Below are 24737 nucleotides of genomic sequence, written 5' to 3' on the forward strand. Positions count from 1 at the left end.
CGGTCAGGGCGCCGGGAGCGTGAGCACGGCCCGCAGGCCGCCTGCCGCGGCCTCGCCCAGGACGACGTCCCCGCCGTGGTCGCGCGCGACCTCGCGCGCGATCGGCAGCCCGAGCCCGCTGCCACCCGCGTCCCGCTCGCGCGCGGCCGCGAGGCGCACGAAGCGCTCGAACACCCGCTCGCGCGCCTCCTGCGGCACGCCCGGCCCGTCGTCGTCGACCACGACCTCGCCGGCCGCGACGGTGACCGTCACCTGCGACGCCGCGTGGCGCAGCGCGTTGTCGAGGAGGTTGCGCACCACGCGCGCGACGGCTGGCCCGTCGCCGAGGGCCCGGCCCTCGCCCTCGACGACCACCTCGACCCGGTCCGCGTCCCGCGCCGCCGCGCGGGCCACCGCGAGGCCGTCCGCCACCGCGCCGCGCAGGTCGACGACGCCCCGGGCGGGGCTCGTCGAGCCGACCCGGGCGAGGAGCAGGAGGTCGTCGACCAGGTGCTGCAGCCGCAGGACCTCTCCCGCGAGCTCGTCGGCGAGCTCGCCCGGAGCGTAGGACCCCGGGTGCTCGCGCGCGACGTCGACGGCCGCGCGCAGCGCGGCGATCGGCGACCTGAGCTCGTGCGCCGCGTCGGCGACGAACGTCCGCTGGCGCGCGGCGGCGCCCTCCAGCCGGTCGAGCATGTCGTTGAGCGTCCGCGCGAGCGCACCGATCTCGTCGTCCGCCCGCACGACCGGCAGGGACCCGGGGCCGCCGGTGCGCGCGACCTGCTCGGCGGCGCGGCGCAGCGCCTCGACCGGTGCCAGGACCCGGCCCAGCACCACCCAGATGACGCCCCCGAGCAGCAGCGTGAGGAGCGGGACGACCCCGCCCAGCGCGACGGCGAGCGCGCGCAGGAGGCCCTGCACCTCGGCCAGCGGCACGCTGACCACCACGCTCACGGGCGCGCCGCCCAGCTCGGCGGGCACGACGGCGACGCGCGCGGCCGCGTCGTACGCGCTCGCATCGGTCACCACGACGCGCACGCCGGCGCCGACGTCCTCGGCGGCGTCGCCCTCCGCGTCGCCCTCCGCGCCGGAGCGAGCCGACGCGGCGCGCAGGCGGTCCAGCTCGTCGCGCGGCAGGACCGGCAGCGTTCGGCTGGCGGTGGACGACGTGGCCACCACGCGCCCCTCGGCGTCGAGGACCTGCGCGATCTCGCCCGGCTCGGCGACCGGCAGGGGGTCGGGCAGGCGGTCGTCGGCGACGAGGACCAGGAGCGTCGCGGCGCGCGCGCGGACCGCCGCGTCGAGCTCGGCGACGCGCTCGCGCGACAGCACGGTCGTCAGCAGGACGGCGCCGACGACGAGGGTCACGCACAGCAGGCCGGACGTCAGCAGCGTCAGGCGCAGCCGCAGCGACAGGCCGCGCCGCTGCCCGCGGGGGGCGGGCGCGCCCACCCCGGGAGGGCCGGGGCTCACCCGGCGACCCGGTAGCCCGCGCCCCGCACGGTCGTCACCGCCGACCGGCCGAGCTTGCGCCGCAGGTAGCCCACGTAGACCTCGACGACGTTGAGGTCCTCGCCCGAGCCGTCCCAGACGTGGTCGCGCAGCTCGACCTTGCCGACGACGCGGTCGGCGTGGCGCATCAGGTACTCGAGCAGGGCCAGCTCCCTGGTGGTGAGCGCGACCGGCCGGCCCGCGAGCGTCACCGTGCGGGCGGCGGGGTCGAGCTCCAGGCGGCCCGCCGTCAGCACCGCGGGACGGGCGCCGGCCGGGCGGCGCACGAGGGCGCGCAGCCGAGCGACCAGCACGACGAAGGAGAACGGCTTGGTGAGGTAGTCGTCGGCGCCGACGTCCAGGCCGTCGGCGACGTCGTGCTCGCCGTCCTTGGCCGACAGCATGAGGACGGGTGTCCAGACGCCGAGCCCGCGCAGCGCCGTCACGACGTCGTAGCCGTTGCGCCGCGGCAGCATGACGTCCAGGACGATCGCGTCGTACTCGGTGCCGGACGCGAGCTCCAGCCCGGCGTCGCCGTCGTGCGCGACGTCGACCGCGAAGCCCTCCGCCTCGAGGCCGCGGCGCACGGCACGCGTGAGCGCGACCTCGTCGTCGACCACCAGCACGCGCATGGGGGCAGCATGCCACCGGCCCCGGGGCCCGGGGCCGGCGCTCTCAGCGTCCTCTCAGGCCGCGGGGCGCACGATGGTCACATGAGCCAGCCGACCGTTCCCGCACCCGACGTCGCCGACACCCCCCGCAGCGCCCGGCGCCGCTGGGCCGTCCCGGCCGTGGTCGCCGCCGGCGCCGCCCTCGCCTTCGCCGCGCCGCCCCTGCTCGCGTCCGCGGGCGAGGAGGGCCTGCCCGAGGTCACCGCCGAGGAGCTCCTGGCAGCGGTCGCCTCGGCCGAGCCGCAGGCGCTGTCCGGCACCGTGGTCTACACCGCGCGCCTGGGGCTGCCGGAGATCCCGTTCGCCGAGGCGGGCGGCGCGGACCCGATCGCGCTGCTGGGCGGCAGCTCGACGCTGCGGGTGTGGACCGACGGCGACGACCGCTCGCGCGTCGCCCTGCTCGGTGCGACGTCGGAGTACTCGGTCGTCCGTGACGGACCCGAGGCGTGGACCTACTCGAGCGAGGACGACGAGGTCGTGCACTACGGCCTCAGCGAGGCGGACGCAGCCCGCTACGAGGCCCTGGCGCAGCAGGTCGAGGCGGGACCGTCGCCCGAGGTCGCCGGCGACCTCCCGACGCCGCAGGAGGCGGCGGCCCAGGTGCTCGCGTACGCCGAGGAGTCCTCGACGGTGTCGGTCGACGGCACCACGACGATCGCCGGCCGCGGCGCCTACCAGCTGGTCGTGACGCCGCGCACGCAGGACACGCTCGTCGCCCGCGTGGTCGTCGGCGTGGACGCCGAGACGTCCACGCCGCTGCGCGTGCAGGCGTGGAGCACCCAGGACGACGCGGCCCCGGCCCTCGAGGTCGGCTTCACCGACCTCGACCTCGGCGCGCCGGACGACGCCGTGCTCGCGTTCTCGCCGCCCGCGGGGGCCCAGCAGCGCGACGTCGTCGTGCCGCTGCCGGTGCCGGACGAGGCGGCCCTGCCCGGTGCCGACGCGCCGGAGCACGCGGACGTGGCGACGGAGCACCCGGACGTGACCGTGCACGGCAGCGGCTGGGCGAGCGTGGCCGAGGTCGCCGGCGTCGACGTCGCGTCGCTCGTGGCGGGCGACCCCGCCGCGCTCGCGACGCTGCCCGAGGGGGAGCGCACGATCGGCTCGCCGGAGGCGCAGGAGCTGCTCCAGGAGTTCGAGCCCGGCGACGGCTCGGGCGGCGGCTTCGAGCTCGACCCCCAGGCGCTCTACGACCAGCTCACGACCGAGGTGCCCGAGGGGCGGCTGCTGTCCTCGGCGCTGCTGAGCGTGCTCGTCACCCACGACGGCCGCGTGCTCGTCGGCGCGGTCCCGGCCGACACCCTGCGCGCCCTCGCCTGATGGCGACCACGCTCGCGCCGGCCACCGCGCCGGCGACCGGGTCCGTCATGCTGGCGGACGTGGACCACGCCGTGCGCACCGTCGGCCTGACCAAGCGCTTCCGCTCGGGTCAGGTCGCGGTCGACGGCATCGACCTGGAGGTCCCGCGGGGCTCGGTCTACGGCTTCCTCGGGCCCAACGGGTCGGGCAAGACGACGACCATCCGGATGCTGCTCGGCCTGGTGCGGCCGACGGGCGGCCGGGCCTGGTTGCTGGGCGCGCCGATGCCGGACGGCGCCGCGGCGGTCCTGCCGCGCGTGGGGGTGCTCGTCGAGGGGCCCGCGTTCCAGCCCTACCTGGGTGGCGCGGCCAACCTCGCGCGCCTGGACGCGAGCGACGCGACGGCCGACCCGCGCACGTCGCGGGCGCGGGTGGGCGCGGCGCTCGAGCGGGTGGGGCTCTCGGCCGCCGCGCGCAAGCCGTACCGCCAGTACTCGCTCGGCATGAAGCAGCGCCTCGGTCTCGCGGCGGCGCTGCTGCGGCCGCGTGACCTGCTCGTGCTCGACGAGCCGACGAACGGGCTGGACCCGCAGGGCACGCGCGAGGTCCGCCACCTCGTGCGCGAGCTCGCCGACGCGGGCACGACGGTGCTGGTCTCCTCGCACCTGCTCGCCGAGATCGAGCAGGTCTGCTCGCACATCGGGATCATGAGCCGCGGGCGCCTGCTCGCCCAGGGCGAGCGCAGCGCGCTGACGGACGCGCGGCCCGCCCGGGTCGTGGTGACGACGACGTCGGCCGCGGCCGAGCGCGCGGCGGCGGTGCTCGCCGGCCTCGGGACGACCGACGTCGTGCGGGACACAGGGCTCGACGCCGGGCAGCGGCGCGAGGCCGTGCTCGACGCGGCGCTCGGCGTCGCGCCCGAGCGGGTCGCCGCGGCGCTCGTGGCCGCCGACGTGCCGCTGATCGGGCTCGAGGTACGGCGGGCCAGCCTCGAGCAGCTGTTCGTCACGCTGACCGGGGAGGGCTTCGATGTCGCCCGCTGAGGTGCCGGTGGTCGAGGCGTCGGTGGGCCCGGCGCCCGTGGTCGCGGGCGCGGGCGCGCCCGGACGCCCGGTGCGCGGCGCCTTCGGCCGGCTGCTCCGCAGCGAGCTGCGGCTCGTCTTCGGGCGGCGCCGCAACATCGCCCTGCTCGTCGGCCTCTCGCTCGTGCCGCTGCTCCTCGGGCTCGTCCTGTACGTCACGCGCGACTCCGCGATCGGCGGCCAGGGCCCCGGCTTCCTCGACCGGGTGACGGGCAACGGCCTCTTCCTGGTCGTGGCGGCGCTGTTCATGTGCCTGCCCTTCCTGCTGCCCCTGACCGCGGGCATCGCGTCCGGCGACGCGATCGCCGGCGAGGCGCAGGCCGGCACGCTGCGCTACCTGCTCGCGGTGCCCGTCTCGCGCGCGCGCCTGCTCGGCGTCAAGGCGCTCGCGACCCTCGCCTTCGTCACGGCCGCGGTGCTCGCGATCGCGCTGGTGGCGTTCGTGGTCGGCGCCGCGCTGTTCGGCGTCACCGACGTCACGCTGCTCTCGGGCACGACGGTGCCGGTGGCCGACGGGATCGCGCGCATCACCGGTGTCGCGCTCTACGTGGCGCTCTCGCTGACGGGGCTCGTCGCCGTCGGCCTGTTCCTGTCGACGCTGACGGAGGTGCCGGTCGGCGCGATGGCCGCGACCGTCGTCGTCGCGATCGTCTCGGCCGTCCTGGACACGCTGCCGCAGCTCGCGGCCATCCACCCGGGGCTGCTCACCCACCACTGGCTGGACTTCGCCGAGTTCCTGCGCGTCCAGGTCGACTGGGGCGTGCTGGGGCAGGGCATGGCGGTGCAGGCCGTGTGGGTGGCGATCTTCGGCTCCCTCGCGTGGAGCAGGTTCACGACGGCGGACGTGACGTCCTGACGTCCTCGTCGCGGCGCCGCCACCAGGTGCGCGACGTCGCCGCCCCCCTGCTCACCAGGTCGAGGCGGCGCAGCACGCGGTCGGCGGCCGCCGGGTCGATGCCGCGCTCGCCGCGCGCGGCCACCACCTCGCGGCGGGCGGCCGCGAGCGCCTCGTCCTGGAGCCACCGCTGCAGCTCCCGGCGGCGCCGGAGCTCGAGCACGCGCTCGCGACGCTCGGCCGTGGCAGGGCCGCCGAGCATCGCCTCGAGCTCGGCCAGGGCGGCCCGCACCTGTGCCGCGCGGTCCTCCGGGAGCTCCGGGAGCCCGGGCAGGGCGCGCAGGTGCGCCACCACGGCGTCGCGCGCCCGGGCCGCGACGCGGTCCTCGGCGGCCTGCTCGCGCTCCGCCTCGCGGTCCACGCCGAGCCCGCGCACCACGAGCGGCAGCGTGAAGGCGGGCAGCAGGAGCGTCATGGCGATGACGGTGGACGCCACGACGACCATCTCGGTCCGGCCGGGCAGCGGCCCACCGTCCTCGAGGGTCGTGGGGATCGCCAGCGCGAGGGCCAGCGTCGCGAGGCCGCGCATCCCGCACCACGTCAGGACGACCGCCTCGCGCAGGGTGCGCGGTGCGGCCGTGGGGTCACCGGTGGCGCGGACGACCCCTGTCCACCCGCAGAGCCACGCGAGGCGCAGCCCCAGGAGCGCGAGCCCGACGACGACGCCCGTGCCGAGCATCGCGGGCAGCTGGTCCCCGGCCTCGCGCACGGCCCAGCCGAGCTCGATGCCGATGAGCCCGAACGCGAGCCCGGTCACCAGCAGCTCGATGACGTCCCAGAGCGCGGCGCCGCTGAGGCGGTCCTCGACCTGCTCGGGCTCCTGGCGGCTGCCGATGTGCAGGGCCGCGACGACCACGGCGACCACGCCCGACGCCTGGAGCTCCTCGGCAGCCAGGTAGACGGCGAACGGGAGCACGAGGGTGACGGCGTTGCGCGCCGCCACCGCGCCGAGCCGTCCGCGCAGCCAGACCGCGGCGGCACCGAGCGCCATCCCGAGGGCGGTCGCCGCGACGAGGCCGTAGCCGAAGCGCAGGAGCACCCCGGGCCCGAAGGGCTGTTGCTGCACCGCCGCGGCGACAGCGGTCTGGAAGACGACCAGGGCGACGGCGTCGTTGAACAGGCCCTCGCTCTGCAGGACCGCGACCAGGCGGCGCGGGATGCCGAGCGGCGCCGCGACCGCCTCCACCGCGACCGGGTCGGGCGGGGACACGGCCGCGCCGATCGCGACCGCCACGGCGAACGTGAGGCCGGGCACGAGCGCCCAGACCGTTCCCGCGACCACCGCGATGCTGGCCGTGGTCAGCAGCAGGGCGAGCCCCACCAGGGTGCGCCACCGGCGCCGGAACAGTCCCCAGGACGTGCGCTGGGCGGTCGCGAAGAGCAGCGGCGGCAGGAACAGCGGCAGGATGAGGTCCGGCTCGACGTGCACGTCCCGCCACGCGGGGACCAGCCCGGTGCCGGCCGCGATCACGACCATCAGGGCCGGCCAGGCGACGTCCAGGCGCTCGGCGATCCCGACCATGAGGATCGAGACGAGCGCGATGACGACGAGGATGACGAGGGTGTCCACCGGCGGCTCCCGACGGTCGCTGTCCGAGACCCGACCCTAGGCGCACCCGGGCCGGGTCGCGCGGCCGCCTCAGACCCGGCGCCGCCCGACGACGACCGTCGCGTCGAGGTCCTCGTCCGTCACGACCCGCGTCGACAGGGCGCCGGCCGCCAGGAGGGCGACGGTGCGGGCGGCCTGGGTCCGGCCGGTCTCGACGACGAGGTACCCGCCCGGCGCGAGCCACTCGGCGGCCTGCGCAGCGAGGCGTGCGTGGACGTCCGTCCCGTCGGGTCCGCCGTCGAGCGCGGTCGCCGGCTCGTGGTCGCGGGCCTCGGGAGGCATGAGCGCGATGGCGGCGGTGGGGACGTACGGGGCGTTCGCGACGACGACGTCGACGCGGCCGCGCAGGTCGCGGGGCAGCGCGTCCCACAGGTCGCCCGCGTGCACGGTGCGGGCGGGCAGGTTCCGGCGCGCGCAGCGCACGGCGGCCGGGTCGACGTCGGCGGCGTGGAGCTCGACCTCGGCGGACGCCGCCACCGCGGCACCGAGCGCCCCGGCCCCGCAGCACAGGTCGACCACGACGGGCCGGCGGGCGCCGTCCCGGGCCTCGCCCTCGCCCAGCAGGCGCAGCGCCTCGCGCACGACCAGCTCGCTGCGCCGCCGCGGGACGAAGACGCCCGGCTCGACCGCGATCCGGAGCCCCGCGAACGCCACCCACCCGAGCACCTGCTCCAGCGGCTCGCCGGCGACGCGTCGCGCGACGAGGTCGGCGAGCGCCCCGCCGTCGGTGGCGGCGTCCGCGAGGAGGGCTGCCTCCTCCTCCGCGAAGACGCAGCCCGCCGCGCGCAGCGTCGCCGCGAGCGCGTCCAGGTCCGGGCCGGTCATCCCCCGAGCATCGCACCGCGCTCGGCCCCGGCACGACCGAGGGGAGCGGCCGGGTGGCCGCTCCCCTCGGGACGTCGCGACGTGTCAGAGGCGGGTGTCGCCCTGGGCCGGGTGCTCGTCGGTCAGGCTCACCAGCGGGTCGGTCGCCAGCGGGTCGGTGGCCGCCGGGGCCGCCGGGGCCGCGGTGGTCACGGGCTCGACCGGTACGACGACGTCGACCTCCACGGCCTCGACCTCGACCTCGACCTCCGCATCGCGCTCGCTGCGCGGGGTCGCGCTCGCGACGGCGGCCGCCGCGGCACCGGCCGCGAGGCCGATGCCCGCCGCCACGGCCTTGCCGGAGAGGCCGGCCTTGCCGGAGTCGCCCTCGGACGGCACGGCCGCCTCGACGCCCGGCGACCCGATCGTCGCGCCCTCGTTCACCGAGCCGCGCCACGCGCCGGTCGCGTAGCCCTCCGCCTCGATGAACGTCTTGAAGCGCTCGAGGTCGTGCTCGGCGCGGTTCTCCACCACGTGCAGCTTGTCGCCGACCTTCTCGACCAGACCCGTGGGCTCGTACTCGAGCGACAGGTGGATCTGCGTCTGCCCGCCACCGACGTCCTCGAAGGTCACCGCGCCGGCGTTGGTCACGCCCTCGGTCGCGGCCCACGCGATCTTGCGGTCCGGCACCTGCTCGAGGATGCGAGCGTCCCACTGGCGCTTGACGCCGGCGATCTCGACCACCCAGTGCAGCGTGTCGTCGGAGGTCTGGGTGACCTTCTTGACGCCGCTCATGAAGTGCGGGAAGTCCTCGAACTGCGTCCACTGGTTGTACGCGACGCTCAGCGGCACGTTGACCAGGACAGTCTTCTCGACCTTCGTCGTCATGGCATCTCCCTCGTCGGCGGGGGAGGCGTGGGTCGCACGCCACCTCGGGTGTCGTCCCAGCATGCGCGAGGTGCCGGCGGACCGCGCGGCGACCGACGTCAGCCGATGCGCCGCTGCAGCGCCTTCACGCCCATCAACGCCAGGCCGGCCGCGATGATCCACGGCCCGGCGACGATCACCGGGTCGAGGGCGTGGTGCACCGTGTCGACGCGCGTGCGATCCGTGAACCGGTCCTTCCCGTGCGCGAGCTCGGCCTTCATCCCCGTCTCGGTGATCGGGTTGTCCGGGCGTAGCCGGACCAGCGAGGTGAGGTGGCTCTCGACGGCGTCGACCCGGTCGGCCGCGATGAGCAGCAGCCAGTGGGCGGCGCGGGCCTCGCTGTACTGCGCGTACGCCCTGCGCCGGATCACGCCCGAGAGCCCCTTGAGCGGCTGGACCGTCCCGAAGACGGGCGTCACGAACGCGTGCTCGATCGAGCGCTCGCGTCCCTCGGCGCCAGGCTGGCGCTCGGGGAACTCCCAGTGGGCCCCGGTCTCGATGCCCGGCACCTCCCGGGGGACCGAGGGCCGGTCGCGGGGGTCGAGGTCCGCGCCCCAGCCCGGGATGCGGGCGCGCAGCTGCTCGGGCGTCTCGGGCAGCGGCGGCTTGGCGGCGGTGTAGGCCATGGTGCGCTCCTTCGGGTCGGCCGGTGGGGTCAGGCGGCGGTGGGGACGATGAGCGGCTTGATGCAGCCGTCGAGCTTGGCGGAGAACAGGTGGTAGGCCTCGCCGATCTCCTCGAGCGGGAACCGGTGGGTGACGATGTCGCTCGGGGTCAGGTAGCCGTTGCGCACGTGCTCGAACAGCCGCGGCCACTGGCGCTTCACGGGGCACTGGTTCATGCGCAGCGTGAGGCCCTTGTTGACGGCGTCGCCGAACTTCACGGCGCTGAAGATGGGTCCGTAGGCGCCCATGACCGAGACGGTCCCGCCCTTGCGGACGGAGTCGATCGCCCAGTTGAGGGCGACGGGGGAGCCGCCCTGGAGCTTGAGCTTCGCGCCGGTGACGTGCTGGATCAGGTTCCCGTCGGCCTCGGCCCCCACCGCGTCGATGCAGACGTCGGCGCCGAGGTGGTCGGTGGCCCGCTTCATCTCGACGACGATGTCGTCGTACTCCGCGAAGTTGTACGTCTCGGCGTGCGCGAACGTGCGGGCCTTCTCCAGGCGGTAGTCGAGGTGGTCGACGACGATGACGCGCCCGGCGCCCATGAGCCACGCGGACTTCGCCGCGTAGAGCCCGACGGGACCGGCGCCGAACACCGTGACGACGTCGCCCTCGTGGATGTCGCCCAGCTGGGCGCCGAAGTACCCCGTGGCGAGGGCGTCCGTCATGAGCACGGCGTCCTCGTCGGCCATCCAGTCGGGGATCACGGCCGGCCCGACGTCGGCGAAGGGCACGCGGACGTACTCGGCCTGCCCGCCGTCGTAGCCGCCCGTGGTGTGCGAGTAGCCGTAGATGCCGCCGACGGCCGTCGCGTTCGGGTTGACGTTGTGGCAGTTGGAGAACAGGCCGCGCGCGCAGAAGAAGCACGAGCCGCAGTAGATGTTGAACGGCACCATGACGCGGTCGCCGACCCTGAGGTTCTGCACGGACGGGCCGACCTGGTCGACGACCCCGACGAACTCGTGGCCGAAGGTGTGGCCCACCCGGGTGTCCGGCATGAGGCCGTGGTACAGGTGCAGGTCCGAGCCGCAGATCGCCGCCAGCGTCACGCGGACGATGGCGTCGTTCGGGTGCTCGATCCGGGGGATGTCCTTCTCCTCGACCCGCAGCTTGTACGGACCGCGGTACACCATCGCGCGCATGGGGCTCCCTCCGTCGGCGTGTGCCGTCCAGGTTCACACGGGGTCCGCGCACCCGCCCGGCGAGCCGGCTCAGGGTCATCTCAGGGGTCAGTGGGGGGAGAACCCGATGCCGCGGGTGGTGCCGCGCTGCCAGGCTCGACCTGCCCGGGACGGGCGACCGGGCCCCGACGGCGGGCCGGGCCGACAGACAGAGGACGACATGACAGCGTGCAGGACCTTCAGCATCACGACCGGCGTCATCACGGCAGGCCTGCTCCTGGGGGCGTGCGGGATCGGCTTCGGCGGCGACCGGACGACCGAGGACAGGGACGTCGACGGGCTCGCGGAGGTGACGGCCGTCTCGCTCGAGACCTCGGGCGACCTCGTGATCGAGCTCGGCGAGGAGACGTCCCTCACCGTGACCGCCGGGGACCGGGTCATGGACCGGCTCACGAGCGAGGTCCGCGACGGCGTCCTGGTCCTGGGCTCGAACGACGGCGTGAACGTGACGGGTGACATCGACTACCAGCTCGTGCTGAGCGCGCTCGACGCGATCCGCGTGCTCGGGTCCGGCGACGTCGAGGCGGGCGCCGCCACGGCCGAGAGCCTGACCGTCGAGGTGCGGGGTTCCGGGGACGTCACCGTCCACGACGTCGACGTGGAGGCGCTGGAGGTCGAGATCGAGGGTTCGGGGAACGTCGAGCTGAGCGGCGTCGCGCTGCGCCAGGTCACCACCATCCGCGGCTCCGGCGGCTTCGACGGGTCCTCGCTCGAGAGCGAGGACGCCGTGGTGGTGCTGGAGGGGTCGGGAGACGCCGAGGTCGACGTCTCCGACGCGCTCAGCGCGACGATCCGGGGCAGCGGCGACCTGACGTACACCGGCGGCGCCCAGGTCAGCGCCGACGTCGAGGGCTCGGGCGAGGTCCGCGAGGGGTAGGTCCGGGCGGCTCAGCCCCGGGGCGCCGGGAGGCCCGCCGCGAGCGTGTCGAGGACCTCCTCGACGACGTCGGGGAAGGGCCTGCCCATGGTGCGCGAGTGCCACAGGGCGGTGCGCACCGCGCTCGAGGTGACGGCGACGAGGAGCGCGGGGTAGAGGTCGTTCTCGCTGGCGCCGAGCCTGGCCCTGACCGCCGCGGTGAGCGTGCGGTCGAGGTCGGCCGAGGCCCCGGCCAGCGCCGCGCGCAGGTGCGGGTGCGCCTCCAGCACCCGCAGCCGCAGCGACCAGAAGCGCTCGTCGATCGACACCGTGAGGGCGTAGTCGCAGAGCACCGCCCGCAGCGACTCGAGCGGCTCCTCGTCGGCCGGGCGTGCCAGGAGCTGGGCCGCGAGCTGCTCGCCGAGCTCCGGGTCGTTGCCGACGAGGGCGTCCTCCTTGCCCGCGAAGTAGTTGAAGAAGGTGCGGGGGGAGACGTCGACCGCCGCGGCGATGTCGTCCGTCGTGACGTGGTCGAGGCCACGCTCCGCGACGAGCGTGAGGGCTGCCAGCCGCAGCGCCCGGCGCGTGCTGCGCTTCTTGCGCTCGCGCAGGGTGGGCTCGGGCGGCGCCACGGCGGTCTCCATGCCCACCAGGGTACTCGTGGTGCATCTTCTGCAAAACTGCATCAGTTGCGAAGTTGCAGCAACCGCAAAAACGCGCGTACCGTGGCGGCTCACCCCGAGGAGATCCATGCCCGACACGCGCGCCGACGCGATGCCCCACCGCACGACAGCACCACTGACGACGAAGCTCGACCCGGCCACGCGGAAGGTCTTCATCGGCCTCATGCTGGGCATGCTCGTCGCGTCGATCAGCCAGACCATCGTCTCGCCGGCGATGCCCATCATCGTCGCCGAGCTCGGCGGCATGGAGCACTACAGCTGGCTGGCCACGGCCGCCATGCTCGTCTCCGCCGTCGTCGTCCCGATCGTCGGCAAGCTCTCCGACCTGTACGGTCGCCGCGGCTTCTACCTCGGCGGCCTGGCGGTCTTCATGGTCGGATCGCTGCTCTCCGGGCTCGCCCAGGACTTCTGGTGGCTCGTCGGTGCCCGCGCGGTCCAGGGCCTCGGCATGGGCGCCCTGATGACGCTGTCGCAGACCGTGATCGGCGACATCATCCCGCCGCGCCAGCGCGGCAAGTACCAGGGCTACATGGGTGCCGTCTTCGGGCTCACCTCGATCGCCGGGCCGCTCGTGGGTGGCTCGATCACCGACGCGTGGGGCTGGCGGTGGCTGTTCTTCGCGACGCTGCCGATCGGCGTCGTCGCGCTCGCCTTCATCGTGCGCTTCCTCCACCCGCCGCACGTCCAGCGCCGGGCCAAGATCGACTATGCGGGCTTCGTGACCCTCTCGGCCGCGCTCGTGGCGATCCTGCTCGCCACGTCCTGGGGCGGCACCACCTACCCGTGGGACTCCGCCCAGGTCGTCGGCCTCTTCGCCCTCGGCGCGGTGCTCCTCGCGGCGTTCATCGCCGTCGAGCGCACGGCCGAGGAGCCGGTCATCCCGCTGCGCCTGTTCCGCAACTCCATCTTCACGTGGTCGAACGTGGCCTCGTTCTTCGTCGCGACCGGCATGTTCGGGGCGATCTTCTACATCCCCGTGTACGCCCAGGGCGTGCTCGGCGTCAGTGCCACCGACTCGGGCCTGATCATCATCCCGATGAGCGCCGCCATGATCGTCGTGGGCATGGTCGTCGGCCTCCTCACCACGCGGTGGGGCCGCTACAAGCCCTTCATCGTGGGGGGCACCGCCGTCATGCTCGTCGGCTTCTGGCTGCTCACCCGGGTCCACTACGGCTCGTCCGGCCTGCAGCTGGCCCTCGCGATGGTCGTCATCGGCGCCGGCCTGGGAGCCGCGCAGCAGACCTACACGCTGGTCGTGCAGAACGCCGTCGACCGGCGTGACCTCGGGGTCGCGACGGCCTCCACCCAGTTCTTCCGCAGCACCGGCGGCACCGTGGGGATCGCGGTCCTGGGCACGATCATGGGTTCGCGCCTGGCGACGTCCATCCCGGCGCACCTGCCCGAGGGCGCGGCCGCGGCCCTGCCGGTCGAGGGCATCGACGCGGGCGCGGTCCTCGACCCGACCGTCCTGGCCCAGCTGCCGGACGTGATCGCCGTCGCGGTACGTCAGGGGCTCGCCGACGCGCTGCACGACGTGTTCCTGCTGTCCATCCCGCTGGTCGCCATCGCGCTGGTGGCCTCGCTCCTGGTCAAGCAGATCCCGCTGCGCCAGACGCTGCACCGGGAGGCCCCCGAGGTCGCCGCCGCGGCGACGACCGAGGCGGGCGGCACCGAGGTCACGACGCCGCACGCGCAGGGCATGGTGGTGCCGGAGCCCGAGAAGGCGGACTCCCGCAGGGCCTAGGGTCGGGGCGTGGCAGCGCAGGTGCTCGTCCTGACCGGACGCGGACGGTACGAGGACCCGTGGCACGACCACGCCGCGACGTCGGCCCTGGTGGTCGACGCTCTGCGTGAGCAGGGCGTCGACGCCCGCCTGCGGAGCACCTTCCCGGACGCGCTCGACGACGTCGACGCGCTCCGGGCGGTGGTCGTCAACGCGGGGCGGGGGCGCTCGGACCCGGACTTCGACGGCGACGACGCCGCCTGGCGCGGTTTCCACGACCGCCTGCACGCCCTCGTGGCGGCCGGGACCGGCGTGCTGGGCCTGCACCAGGCGGCGAGCACGTTCGCCGACGACCCGCGATGGGCCGCGCTGCTGGGTGGCAGCTGGACCGCCCGGTCGTGGCACCCGCCGCTCGCCGAGGCGAGGTTCGCCGTCCGGGACGCCGACCATCGGGTGACCCGCGGCCTGGCCGAGGTCGTCGCGGTCGACGAGCAGTACTGCGATCTCGAGGTGCGTGGTGCGCGGGTGCTCCTGACGACGCGGCACGACGGCGTCGACCACCCCGTGGTGTGGGCCGCTCCCGGACCGCACCGCGTCCTGTACGACGCGCTGGGCCACGACGTGCGCTCGTACGCGAGCGCGTCACGCCGGGCGCTCCTGGCGCGCGAGCTCGACTGGGTGATGGGCGCGCGGGCGCCGCGCTAGGGACGCGGGACGTTGCGCAGGTTGGCGCGCGCGAGGTCGATCATCGTGCCGACCCCGCCGCCGAGGATCGTCTTGCTCGCGGACAGCGCGAACCCCTTGACCTGCTCGGCCGTGATCGCCGGCGGGATCGAGAGCGCGTTGGCGTCGGTGACGAACTCCATCAGCACGGCACCGGGCCGCGCGAGGCCGTCGGCGAGGGCGTCGCGCACCTGCGCCGGGTCCTCGACGCGGAGCGCCTCGATGCCCATGCCGCGCGCGATCGCCGCGAAGTCCACGGGCTCGTGGTCGGTCTCGAACTCGACCATCCCGTCGACCATCATCTCGAGCTTGACCATGCCGAGCGACGCGTTGTTGAACAGGACGATCTTGACCGGGAGCCGGTGCAGGCGCACGGTGAGCAGCTCGCCGAGGAGCATCGCGAGGCCGCCGTCGCCCGACATGCTCACGACCTGCCGCGAGCGGTCGGCGAGCTGGGCGCCGATCGCGTGGGGCAGGGCGTTGGCCATGCTGCCGTGCCGGAAGGAGCCGATGACGCGGCGCCGCCCGTTCGGCGTGAGGTACCGGGCCGCCCAGACGTTGCACATGCCGGTGTCCACCGTGAAGACGGCGTCGTCCGCCGCGAGGTCGTCGAGCTGCGCCGCGACGTACTCCGGGTGGATCGGGCGCATCGTGGGCACCTCGCGGGCGTAGGCGCCGACGACCTTCTCGAGCGCGCTCGCGTGCGCGCGCAGCATCTCGTCGAGGAACCGGCGGTCGCTCTTCGGCTCCAGGAGCGGCAGAAGCGCCCGGATGGTCGCGCCGACGTCGCCGACGACGGCGACGTCGAGCGGGGTGCGGCGGCCCAGGCGCGCCGGGTCGGCGTCGACCTGGGCCGTGCGCCGCTGGGGCAGGAAGTTCGCGTACGGGAAGTCGGTGCCCAGGAGCACCAGGAGGTCCGCCTCGTGCGTCGCCTTGTGCGCGGCGCCGTACCCGAGGAGCCCGCTCATGCCGACGTCGAAGGCGTTGTCGTACTGGATCCACTCCTTGCCGCCCAGCGCGTGCGCGACCGGGGCGTGGACGGCGCCGGCGAGCTGCATCACCTCGGCGTGCGCGTCGCGGGTGCCCGCGCCGCAGAACAGCGTGACGGTGCCCGCGGCGTTGATGGCGTCGGCGAGGGCCCGGACCTGCTCGGGCGGCGGCGCGACGGGGGACGGGCCGGGGGCGAGGACGCTCGGCGGCACCGGGTCCGTGGCGGGCATGCCGGCGACGTCGCCCGGCAGGACCATCACCGACACGCCGCGGCGGCCCAGCGCGGTCTGGATCGCGATGCGCGCGGCGCGCGGCATCTGCTCGGCCGTGACGATCTCGCACCACTCGCTGCAGTCCTGGAACGTGCGGTCGGGGTGCGTCTCCTGGAAGAAGCCCGTCCCGATCTCGGCGGACTGGATGTGCGACGCGATCGCCAGCACCGGGGCGCCGCTGCGCTGCGCGTCGTACAGGCCCTGGACGAGGTGGGTGTTGCCGGGCCCGCAGCTGCCCGCGCACACCGCGAGCCGGCCCGTGATCTGGGCCTCGGCGGCGGCCGCGAACGCGCCCGCCTCCTCGTTGCGCACGTGGACCCACTCGATCCCGTCGGTCCGGCGGATGGCGTCGACGACGGGGTTGAGGCTGTCGCCGACCACGCCGTAGACGCGCTCGACGCCCGCGGCACGCAGCATCTGGACGAGCTGGAGGGCGATGGTCGGCTGCGCCACGGGTTGCTCCTCGGTGGGTGCGGCGCGCGTGACGGGTGGCCGGCGCGCCGTCGGGCCACCGTAACCAGGGGGTCGCGGTGCCGCGATCGGGCCGGGCACGAGAGGATGCACCGGTGAGCACCGACATCGCGTACCCCGAGAACGGTCGACGACTGCGCTGCGCGCTGTTCGTCGACTTCGACAACGTCTACATCGGACTGCGGCGCCTGGACCCCGCGGCCGCCGAGGCCTTCGCGAGCCAGCCGGGTCACTGGCTGTCCGCGCTCGAGACCGGCAGCGACGCCGACGGCGACTTCACGCGGCGCTTCCTGGTCCGGGCCTGCTACCTCAATCCGTCCGTGTTCTCGCAGTTCCGGCCGAACTTCACGCGCGCCGGCTTCCAGGTGGTCGACTGCCCGTCGCTGACCCAGCAGGGCAAGAGCAGCGCCGACATCAGCCTCGTGCTCGACGCCGTCGACGCGCTCGCGGCGTCCACGCACTACGACGAGTTCGTCCTGATGTCGGCGGACGCCGACTTCACGCCGCTCGCCCTGCGGTGGCGTGCGGCGGACCGCAAGGTCACCATCATCACCGCCTCGCCCGCCGCCGCGGCGTACCGCGCGGTCGCCGACACCGTCGTCACCGCGGACGGGCTCGCGGAGATCGTGCGCTTCCCGGAGCCGTCCCTCGCGGACGAGGTCGCACTCGTGGGTGTCGGCGACCTCGCGCTCGCGGCCGAGCCGGCGCGCGCCGGCGCGTCCCGCGGCCGCGGGGGCCGGGGGCGTGGCGGGCGTTCCGGCGCCAAGGCCGCCGCGGGTCAGGCGTCCGACGGCCAGGGGACCGCCGACGCCGTGGACGACGACGCGCTGAACGGTGGGCCCCTGGAGGTCGACGGGCCGCTCGAGGCGGCCGACGCGGCCTCGACGACTGCGTCCTCCACCGGCCGTTCCGGCCGCGGCCGCTCTGCCGCCGCCCGGGCGGCCGTCGCGGCCGCCCTCGGTTCGGCCACCGACGGCGACCAGGCCGAGGCTGCCGAGGCCGACGACGCCTCGGCAGCCGGTGCCGAGCAGACCGCCGCTGCGGGCGGCACGCGGGCCCGCCGGGGTGGTGGCGGCCGACGCAAGGCCGGCACCGCGGCGACCGGTGCCGCCGACGTGGCGGGCGACGACGCCGCCCCGGACGCGGCCTCGGGTTCTGCGAAGCGCGACGAGGCCGGGCCGGAGGCCGCCGTGGGCGACCCCGACGTCGCCGGGGCGACGCCCGAGGAGGCGCCCGCCACGACGGCCCGCCGCCGTGGTTCGCGCCGCGCCACCGCTCCGGCGGGCGGCGCGCGAGCCGCCGGGACGCCCACCGCCGACGCCGACGCCGACTCGGGCGCTGACGCGGGCGCTGACGCCGGCGCCGGCCCCGAGATCGACATCGACGAGTTCGACGACGCCGCCGAGGCACCGCAGGCGCAGCGACAGCAGCGCCGTCAGCAGTCACCGACGCAGTCGCAGGCGCAGTCACCGGCCCGGCGCGCGGTGCTGCGCCAGGTGCGGGGTGCGGACCGCCCGCTGCGAGGTGGGCTCGTGGCCCAGGCGGCCCACAAGGCCGACCCGACCCTGCGCAGCAGCGGCTGGGACGGCACGGGCGGCTTCTTCGGGTGGATCGCGGAGGCGGTGCCCGAAGTGGCGGCGTCACCGGAGCCCGCCCCGGGCTTCGTCTGGGACCCGCGCCGGTTCAGCGAGTCCGACCTGCCCGGAGGCGCCCCCAACCTGCCGCCGCTGCAGCGCCAGGTCGTGGACGTGACCGACGTGCCGAACCTGCCGGCCGACCGGTACCGCGTCCTCATCGCGACCCTCGCCGAGGACGTCGCCGAGCATCCCTTCGACCGCCCGGAGACGGCACGGCGCGTGCACGACGCGTGCCAGGCGGCGGGGGAGCCGATTGGTCGTGCGTCCGTCAACGCCGTGATCGCCGGCGTGCTCTACGCGGGCCTCGACCTCGCGGCGGCGCCGACCGCCCGCGAGGTGGCGGAGACCTGGGCGGAGTACGTCATCGGCCTGTGCCGCGGCGCGCGGATGGAGCTCGACGCGTCGGACGCCGCGGCGATCCGCACCTGGCTCGGCGGCGGCCTGGCGGGTCCTGCGGCCGCCTGAACGGCGCGCGTCCGACGACGCGCGAGCGGCGCGCCCGGGCCCAGCCTCGGGCGCGCCGCGGCCGACAGCCGGTCGCGCCGAACCAGCCGGTCGCGCCGAACCAGCCGGTCGCGCCGAACCAGCCGGTCGCGCTGCGGTCGGCCTGTCACGCCGCGCCCAGGTCGAGGAGCACGGTCTCGCCGCCTGGTGGCGGACGTGTGCCGGTGGCCGGTGGTGCCCCGGAGGCGTGCTCGGGCTGGGCGGCGGGTCTGCCGTCGGGGTGTCGGAACTCGAACCCGTGGGGGACTCGGGTGATGCGTAGGTCGTGGGTGTGGATGTGGTCGTGGTGGTGCCAGCAGAGAAGGATGCCGTTGTCGGTGGAGGTGTCGCCGCCGTGTGACCACCACCGGATGTGGTGGATCTCGCCCAGCGTGGGCGGTGCGGTGCATCCGGGGTACTGGCAGTGGCGGTCGCGGGCGATGACCGCGCGGCGCAGCTGTTTGGTGTAGGTGCGCTCGTCCTGGCCGACGTTGAGGATCTGGCTGTCGGGTCCGAACACGATGCGGGTGACCTGGGAGTCGCACGCGATGCGCTGCAGGACCGAGGCAGGGACGGGTTCGCCGGATTCGAACTCGGCGGGATCGACCAGATCGGTCTCGAGACCCGTGCGCCGCACCTGGTGCGCCGTGCCACCCGCGCTATCCCTGGCGCCCGCGCCGTCCCTGCCACCCGCGCCATCCGTGCCGCCGGTGCCACGAGCGGCCGCCTCGGCGGCGTCGCGGGCCGCGGCGTCGGTGGCCAGGCGCTGGTAGGTCTCCCAGGAGACGTGCACGCTCAGGTGCGGGCGGACCTGGGCCCCGGCACCTGTGAGGCCTCTGTCCAGGACCAGGCGGGCGAGGTCGACCAGGGCTTCGGCCTGGCGCTGCTCGACGGGCCGCTGGTCGTCCTTGGTCGGCACGCCGGCGATGGATCGGACGGCGGTGGCCAGGAGCTGACCGTTCTCGTGGGTGAGGAACCCGCTCAGCGCCAACCCGTCCCCGCGCGGGGTCAGGGTCAGGCGCTGTCGCGCGACGGCCTGGCGGTGCTCACGCTCGGCGGCTTGGTCGTCGAGCTTCGCGGCCATGCGACTGGTCAGGCGCCGGAACTCGTCGACACCCAGGCGGCGCGCTTGGTCGACGAAGAACGCCTCGTTGCGGTCCGGTAGGTCGCTCGCGAGGGCGGCGCGCCTCGCGGGGGAGGACACCAGGCGGCTCAGCGCCTCGGCGTGACCCCGGGTGATCTCCCCGGACGCCACCGCCTCCCGCACGACGGGGAGTTCGCCCATCGCCCGGCCGAGCTGGGCCTGGCGGGCCGCGTCCCCGTAGGCGATGCCCTCACGGCGCGCGACGTGCCCCGCCACCGTGCGGTCCGCCCCACCTAGCGCCCAGCGCCCGTCCGCCTCCACCGCTGCGAGCAGGACCGAGGCAGCCAGGTGGATCTGGTCTCCGACCACCCGCAGGTCCCTACGCACCGCGGCCGCCCGCGGCCCCTCCAGCGAACCCAGCGCCATCGCAGCCAACGCCGCGGCGTCCGCGCGCAGCCGGGCGAGCAGCGCGTCGAGGCCCGCAACCCCCGCCGCCTCGCTCGCCGCCTGGACCATCCCGACCCCCGTGTACCAGTTCGCCCCTGATCGAACTAGTGTACTAACGGCCACTGACACGCACCACGCCCCACCCGGGATCTGGACAATTCGGTCACGGCGCTCCCCGCGAATCCCCGGACCGCCGGAGCCAGCGCGATGCGACCAGGCCCAGCCCGCGAGCCCACTCGAGCCCGCCACCCGAGCCCGCCACCCGAGCCCACCCATGCTGCGCCCGAGCCGCGTCCCCGGCACGATCAAGGCATGAGTCGACTCGAGCAGGTCACCGATGCCGTCGCGTACCACGGCGAGGGCCCCGTCTGGTCCGAGAGCTGGGGCGGCCTCCGCTTCGTGGACATGCTCGCGGGAGACCTCCTCACCCTGCGCGCCGGCGGCGACGTCGACCGGCTGCACGTCGGCGATGTCGCGGCGTTCGTGCGCCCGCGCCGCGGGGGCGGGTACGTCGTCGGCCTGGAGCGCGGCCTGGGACTCGCCGACGGCCCGGACGCCGCCGCCCACCCCCTGCCCGAGATGTGGTCCGACACCGGCCTGCGGATGAACGAGGGCGGCTGCGACCCGGCCGGCAACCTGTACGCCGGCTCCATGCGCTACGACCGCGCGCAGGGCGGCGCGAGCCTGCAGCGCATCGCGCCCGACGGGACCGTCACGACGGTCCTGCCGCACGTCACGATCTCCAACGGCATCGCCTTCAGCCCCGACGGGACCCTCGCCTACTACAACGACACCGACACCGGCCGGACCGACGTGTTCGACGTCGTCGGTGGCGAGCTGCGGGACCGCCGCCCCTTCCGCTCGGGCGACGACGGGCGCCCGGACGGCCTGACCGTCGACGCGGCCGGCAACGTGTGGGTCGCGCTCAACGGCGTCGGTCGCGTGCGCTGCTACGCCCCGACCGGCGAGATCCTGCAGGAGATCCAGCTCCCGGTGCGCCTCGTGACGGCGTGCACGCTCGGCGGACCGGACCTGCGCGACCTCTACGTCACCACGTCCCGCGAGAACCTCGAGGACCCCGAGCCGGAGGCCGGCGCCCTCTTCCGGCTGCGCGTCGACGTGCCGGGCCTGCCGGTCCTGCCCTACGGCGGCTGAGTGGGCTCAGCCCCGCCCACCGGCTGCTCGTCGTCGTCCGGGGGGCGGGCGGCCTCGCCCGGCGCGGCCTCGGGCGGGACCTGCTGGCGCGCGGGATCCGCGCCGCCGACCCGCCGCCGGCGCGGCGGCCGCCACGCGCTCAGGCGGACGGTGTCGGCGTCGGGCAGCGTCCAGCTGCGCCAGCGCGCGACGATGCTGAGCCCCGAGCCGACGACGATCGCCGCGAGCAGGCCGAGGTCGTGCTGCCCGACGTGGTTCAGCCCGAGCATCGCGAGGCACGCGAAGACCGCCGACGTCGCGTAGAGCGTGTTGCCGCCGAAGATGGCGGGGACGCGGCCGACGACGATGTCGCGGATCATCCCGCCGCCGACCGCCGTCGTCACGCCGAGCAGCACGGCGGGTACGGCACCCAGCCCGACGTCGAGCGCCTTCGCCGCGCCCGTCGCGGCCCAGCACCCGAGCACGATGGCGTCGCCCACCAGGTACGTGCGCGTCCACCACCGGCCCCCGAGCTTGACGAAGAAGGCGACGACGGCGCCCGCGAGCGCGGTGGTCAGGTAGACCGGGTCCGTCAGCGCGACCGGGGGACCGGCCTGCAGGAGCGTGTCGCGCAGCATGCCGCCGCCCAGCGCGGACACGATCGCGAGGATCGCGAAGCCGACGATGTCGAACCGGCGCTGGCGGGCGATGGTCCCGCCGAGGACGGCGTTGAGGAACACCCCGACGAGGTCGAGCACGCGGGCGAGGCTGGGCACCAGGTCGGCGACCGGGCTGACGTCCATCTCAGGCTCCCCCCGACGCGCCGCCGGCGTCGTCGGCGGCCACCGGCGGCAGCACCGTCGTCGTCACCGCCATGGCGCCGTCGTCCCGCGCCGCGGCCAGGACCCGCTCGACCGCCGCGAGCGGGCCCTCGACCAGGACGGCGTTCCCGGCCGCGCTGTCGCCGGCCCACCGCACGTCCGCGGCATCGGGCCGGAAGACCGCCCCGGCGGGCATGTGGACGACGCCGGCCGCGCGCAGGCCCGGGTCGTCGGCGCGCCACACCTCGACGCCGCGGACGGCGGCCAGGCGCTCGACGGTGCGGACGAGCACGCGCGTGCGACGCTCGCTCGCGGTGAACGTGACGACGATCAGCCCGGCGTCGCCGTGCACCGCGCCCGTCGTCAGCGAGTCGAAGCTCACCCCGCGCGTCGAGAAGACGCTGGTCAGCGCCGTGAGGGTGCCCACGGTGTCGGCCCCGTGGACGAAGGCGACCCAGCGGGGGTCGTCGGCGCTCACGGGCGGCTCCCGGCGTAGGACGCGGCGTCGAGGCCCCACGGCGCGAGCATCGCGTCGATGCGCTCGACGGACGCCGCGAGCCGCGCGGCCTCGTCGGGCGCGGGTTCGGCGAGCAGCACCGTGCTCCACCCGTCGGGTCCGAGGACGACCGGTACCCCGACGACGCCGCGCAGCGGCTGCCCCGCCAGCGTGACCTCGCCGTCGAGCCGGACCTGGCCCGCGACGACGATGTCCCGGCCGTCGAGCACGGTGTCGACGAGGTCGATCGTCGCGCTCGCGGTGGCGGTGGCGGTCTTGGCGCCGCTCTGGTGGGTCAGCCACGGCCGCGCGACGACTCTCAGGTCCGGCGGCCAGGTCTCGATCAGCGCGAAGGCGGCGCCCGGGTCGGTCGCCTGCTCACCGAGCAGCGCGACCTTGGCCTGCTCGATCTCGGCGGCGAACGTGTCGAGCCGCCGGCCGCGCCGCAGCCGCTCGACCAGCGTGCGTCGCTCGGCCGCGTCGAAACCGCTCACGCGCACGGTGGACCACAGCGGCACGAGGTCCTCGCCGTGCTGACCGGCGACGAAGCCGCTCACCCGGTGCCGACGCACCCCGAGCGAGACGGCGACCTCGCGCCGGAACCGCAGCGTGTCGAGCCACGCGCCCATGCCGATGACGCGGTGCGCACCGAGCGCGCGGGACATCACGGCGACGCCGAGCTCGACCGGGTTGGACACGACCACGACGACCTCGTGGCCGGACCCGTGGCGCGCGAGCGCGTCGGCGACCTCGGCGAAGACGGCGTGGTTCTCGGCCGCGAGGACCGCCCGGTCCGGGGACGCCCCCGCGCGCGCGGGCGACGTCCGCCCCGCCGCGACCACGACGACGTCCGCCACCACGTCCTGCGGCCGCAGCGCGACGTCGAGCAGCGGTGCGTGCTCGTCGTAGGCGTCGACGAGGTCCTGCCGCAGGCCGTGCACCGCGCGCTCCGACGCGCCGCCCGCGCGGCCGACGAGCTGGAGCCGTGATGTCGTGGGCAGCACCCGGCGCTCGACCAGCTGCGTGCAGATCTGCCGGCCGACGTCACCCGTCGCGCCGATCACGGCTACGTCCACGCGCAAAGGCTATGTCTCCCGGCGCCGGGAGGGGCGGTGACGCCGTCCGGCACGACCCGCGGACCGCTGCGATCGGGGTCACACTGACGGGATGACGCTGCCCTCGGTGCGCCCGTCCGAGCCGGGAGGCGGTGCGCCCGTCCCGGCACGGGTCTGGGTCGACGGCACCGACGGCTGGCGGCCCTGGCGCGACGGCGGGGCGAGCGACCTGCGCGACGGCGTCCACGGCCTCCACGGGCCCGCGTGGGTGGTGGCCGAGGACGCCCCCGGGCTGCTGGCGGCGTGCGGGCTGCTCGGGGTGCACCCGCGGACCGTGGCCGTCGTCGGCCGCCACGTCCAGGCCGGCGGTCACCGCCGGGTGCGGGTCGAGCGCGGCGCCGGGGACGACGTCGTGCTCACGCTCCCGACCGTCTCCTTCGTCGCGCAGGACCGCGACGTGCGCACCGGCTGGGTCACCGGGCTCCTGAGCGGGGGGACGGTGGTCATGCTCGAGGAGGGTGACGCCGGGGCCGTCGCCGCCGCGGCGACCGGTCTGGTGGCCGACGGCTCCCGCGCGCACCACGCCGTCCACGCCGTCCTCGCGGGGGTGCTCCGCGCCGTCGTGGCGGCCGCGTTCGACGTCGAGGACGACGTCGCCGACGCCGTGACGGAGACCGAGAAGCTGGTCTTCTCCTCCGACCCGGGCGACGGGGTCGCGGAGGACGTCTACGCCCTCAAGCGGGAGATCGCCGAGGCGCGTCGTGCGCTCATGCCGCTGACCGGGGCCCTGCCGGAGCTCGTCGAGGAGCTCTCGTCCACCGGGGAGGAGAGCCGCGAGACGGCGTGGCTCGCCCGGGCGCAGGCCGCCGTCGACCGGCTCGACGGGCGCCTGGACCAGCACGACGGACTGCTCTCCGACATGCTCTCGGTCCACCTCGCCCGGGTCTCGGTGCAGCAGAACGAGGACATGCGCCGCATCTCCGCGTGGGCGGCGATCATCGCCGTGCCGACGTTCGTCGCCGGGCTCTACGGCATGAACTTCGAGTTCATCCCGGGGGAGCACTGGCGCTACGGGTTCGCGGCCGCGCTGCTCGTCATGGCCGCGTCGGCGGCGCTGCTCTGGGGTGGGTTCCGGCGGTCCGGCTGGTGGTGGGGGCGTGCGCACATTCGCCGACGGCGGCGCGGACCGGCGCCGCAGGCCCGCGCCCACCCGCCGCAGGCCCAGGCCCAGGACGGCCGACCGCCCGCGCGGCCGTGACGGC

At 75.5% G+C, this 24737-nt stretch carries 22 protein-coding genes; 9 read left to right on the forward strand and 13 right to left on the reverse strand.

The window, feature by feature from the left end:
• Nucleotides 1-3: 3 nt before the first annotated feature.
• Complete coding sequence (locus H2O74_RS04865) at nucleotides 4-1452, reverse strand: ATP-binding protein (protein WP_255491789.1); 1449 nt, start codon at nucleotides 1450-1452, stop codon at nucleotides 4-6.
• Nucleotides 1449-2102 carry a response regulator transcription factor gene (locus tag H2O74_RS04870; RefSeq protein WP_182113379.1) on the reverse strand — a complete coding sequence of 218 codons (654 nt, stop codon included), beginning with the start codon at nucleotides 2100-2102 and terminating at the stop codon, nucleotides 1449-1451. Before H2O74_RS04870 ends, H2O74_RS04865 begins: the two co-directional genes overlap by 4 nt.
• Before the next feature lie 81 nt (nucleotides 2103-2183).
• Here H2O74_RS04870 and H2O74_RS04875 point away from each other — a divergent pair, with 81 nt between their 5' ends.
• Genes H2O74_RS04875 through H2O74_RS04885 form a run of 3 tightly spaced genes read left to right on the forward strand, consistent with a single transcriptional unit; the run spans nucleotide 2184 to nucleotide 5378 of the window.
• A complete protein-coding gene (locus H2O74_RS04875) occupies nucleotides 2184-3461 on the forward strand; it encodes a hypothetical protein (protein WP_182113380.1) in 1278 nt (425 codons plus the stop codon).
• A complete protein-coding gene (locus tag H2O74_RS04880) occupies nucleotides 3461-4483 on the forward strand; it encodes an ATP-binding cassette domain-containing protein (RefSeq protein ID WP_182113381.1) in 1023 nt (340 codons plus the stop codon). Before H2O74_RS04875 ends, H2O74_RS04880 begins: the two co-directional genes overlap by 1 nt.
• A complete protein-coding gene (locus tag H2O74_RS04885) occupies nucleotides 4470-5378 on the forward strand; it encodes an ABC transporter permease (RefSeq protein WP_182113382.1) in 909 nt (302 codons plus the stop codon). The genes H2O74_RS04880 and H2O74_RS04885 overlap by 14 nt, the downstream gene beginning before the upstream one ends.
• Here H2O74_RS04885 and H2O74_RS04890 read toward each other — a convergent pair.
• From H2O74_RS04890 to H2O74_RS04910, 5 genes are all read right to left on the reverse strand, one after another.
• Complete coding sequence (locus H2O74_RS04890; RefSeq protein ID WP_182113383.1) at nucleotides 5353-6987, reverse strand: sodium:proton antiporter; 1635 nt, start codon at nucleotides 6985-6987, stop codon at nucleotides 5353-5355. The two genes, H2O74_RS04885 and H2O74_RS04890, sit on opposite strands and share 26 nt — an antisense overlap.
• A gap of 69 nt (nucleotides 6988-7056) precedes the next feature.
• The gene (locus tag H2O74_RS04895) at nucleotides 7057-7851 is read right to left on the reverse strand and encodes a putative protein N(5)-glutamine methyltransferase (protein WP_182113384.1); all 795 of its coding nucleotides are present in this window, start codon (nucleotides 7849-7851) and stop codon (nucleotides 7057-7059) included.
• Nucleotides 7852-7935: 84 nt separating this feature from the next.
• Complete coding sequence (locus H2O74_RS04900; protein ID WP_182113385.1) at nucleotides 7936-8718, reverse strand: SRPBCC family protein; 783 nt, start codon at nucleotides 8716-8718, stop codon at nucleotides 7936-7938.
• A 98-nt stretch (nucleotides 8719-8816) separates the two neighbouring features.
• Nucleotides 8817-9383, reverse strand: coding sequence for a hypothetical protein (locus H2O74_RS04905; protein ID WP_182113386.1), 567 nt, complete (start codon nucleotides 9381-9383; stop codon nucleotides 8817-8819).
• Between the two features lie 29 nt (nucleotides 9384-9412).
• Nucleotides 9413-10561 (reverse strand): zinc-dependent alcohol dehydrogenase, encoded by a 1149-nt coding sequence (locus H2O74_RS04910; protein ID WP_182113387.1) that lies wholly within the window; start codon nucleotides 10559-10561, stop codon nucleotides 9413-9415.
• 199 nt (nucleotides 10562-10760) lie between these two features.
• Here H2O74_RS04910 and H2O74_RS04915 point away from each other — a divergent pair, with 199 nt between their 5' ends.
• Nucleotides 10761-11477 (forward strand): head GIN domain-containing protein, encoded by a 717-nt coding sequence (locus tag H2O74_RS04915; protein ID WP_182113388.1) that lies wholly within the window; start codon nucleotides 10761-10763, stop codon nucleotides 11475-11477.
• A gap of 11 nt (nucleotides 11478-11488) precedes the next feature.
• Here H2O74_RS04915 and H2O74_RS04920 read toward each other — a convergent pair whose 3' ends face one another.
• Nucleotides 11489-12100, reverse strand: coding sequence for a TetR/AcrR family transcriptional regulator (locus H2O74_RS04920; protein WP_182113389.1), 612 nt, complete (start codon nucleotides 12098-12100; stop codon nucleotides 11489-11491).
• A 106-nt stretch (nucleotides 12101-12206) separates the two neighbouring features.
• On the opposite strand from H2O74_RS04920, the gene H2O74_RS04925 reads away from it, so the two are divergent.
• Both H2O74_RS04925 and H2O74_RS04930 read left to right on the forward strand, forming a co-directional pair.
• Entirely contained in the window at nucleotides 12207-13883 is a 1677-nt protein-coding gene (locus tag H2O74_RS04925; protein ID WP_182113390.1) for an MDR family MFS transporter, read from the forward strand.
• A 9-nt stretch (nucleotides 13884-13892) separates the two neighbouring features.
• Nucleotides 13893-14567, forward strand: a complete 675-nt coding sequence (locus tag H2O74_RS04930) for a ThuA domain-containing protein (RefSeq protein ID WP_182113391.1) — start codon at nucleotides 13893-13895, stop codon at nucleotides 14565-14567.
• Here the strand turns inward: H2O74_RS04930 and H2O74_RS04935 are convergent.
• The gene (locus H2O74_RS04935; RefSeq protein ID WP_223148262.1) at nucleotides 14564-16264 is read right to left on the reverse strand and encodes a pyruvate dehydrogenase; all 1701 of its coding nucleotides are present in this window, start codon (nucleotides 16262-16264) and stop codon (nucleotides 14564-14566) included. The two genes, H2O74_RS04930 and H2O74_RS04935, sit on opposite strands and share 4 nt — an antisense overlap.
• A gap of 149 nt (nucleotides 16265-16413) precedes the next feature.
• Here H2O74_RS04935 and H2O74_RS04940 point away from each other — a divergent pair, with 149 nt between their 5' ends.
• Complete coding sequence (locus H2O74_RS04940; protein ID WP_255491790.1) at nucleotides 16414-18420, forward strand: NYN domain-containing protein; 2007 nt, start codon at nucleotides 16414-16416, stop codon at nucleotides 18418-18420.
• Nucleotides 18421-18565: 145 nt separating this feature from the next.
• On the opposite strand, the gene H2O74_RS04945 is transcribed toward H2O74_RS04940, so the two are convergent.
• Nucleotides 18566-20038: an HNH endonuclease signature motif containing protein gene (locus H2O74_RS04945; RefSeq protein ID WP_182113393.1), complete on the reverse strand. Its 1473-nt coding sequence runs from the start codon at nucleotides 20036-20038 to the stop codon at nucleotides 18566-18568.
• Between the two features lie 243 nt (nucleotides 20039-20281).
• Here H2O74_RS04945 and H2O74_RS04950 point away from each other — a divergent pair, with 243 nt between their 5' ends.
• A complete protein-coding gene (locus H2O74_RS04950; protein ID WP_182113394.1) occupies nucleotides 20282-21124 on the forward strand; it encodes an SMP-30/gluconolactonase/LRE family protein in 843 nt (280 codons plus the stop codon).
• Here the strand turns inward: H2O74_RS04950 and H2O74_RS04955 are convergent.
• The 3 genes from H2O74_RS04955 to H2O74_RS04965 are packed head-to-tail and all read right to left on the reverse strand — an operon-like array spanning nucleotide 21112 to nucleotide 23496.
• Nucleotides 21112-21906 (reverse strand): trimeric intracellular cation channel family protein, encoded by a 795-nt coding sequence (locus H2O74_RS04955; RefSeq protein ID WP_220458021.1) that lies wholly within the window; start codon nucleotides 21904-21906, stop codon nucleotides 21112-21114. The two genes, H2O74_RS04950 and H2O74_RS04955, sit on opposite strands and share 13 nt — an antisense overlap.
• 1 nt (nucleotide 21907) lies before the next feature.
• Nucleotides 21908-22402, reverse strand: coding sequence for a hypothetical protein (locus tag H2O74_RS04960; RefSeq protein ID WP_182113395.1), 495 nt, complete (start codon nucleotides 22400-22402; stop codon nucleotides 21908-21910).
• Nucleotides 22399-23496, reverse strand: a complete 1098-nt coding sequence (locus tag H2O74_RS04965) for a lactate dehydrogenase (RefSeq protein ID WP_182113396.1) — start codon at nucleotides 23494-23496, stop codon at nucleotides 22399-22401. The genes H2O74_RS04960 and H2O74_RS04965 overlap by 4 nt, the downstream gene beginning before the upstream one ends.
• 91 nt (nucleotides 23497-23587) lie before the next feature.
• Between H2O74_RS04965 and H2O74_RS04970 the strand changes: the two genes are divergently transcribed.
• Nucleotides 23588-24733 (forward strand): CorA family divalent cation transporter, encoded by a 1146-nt coding sequence (locus H2O74_RS04970; protein ID WP_182113397.1) that lies wholly within the window; start codon nucleotides 23588-23590, stop codon nucleotides 24731-24733.
• Nucleotides 24734-24737 lie beyond the last annotated feature (4 nt).

Source organism: Actinotalea sp. JY-7876 (assembly GCF_014042015.1).
In the GTDB taxonomy this organism is placed as follows: Bacteria; Actinomycetota; Actinomycetes; order Actinomycetales; family Cellulomonadaceae; genus Actinotalea.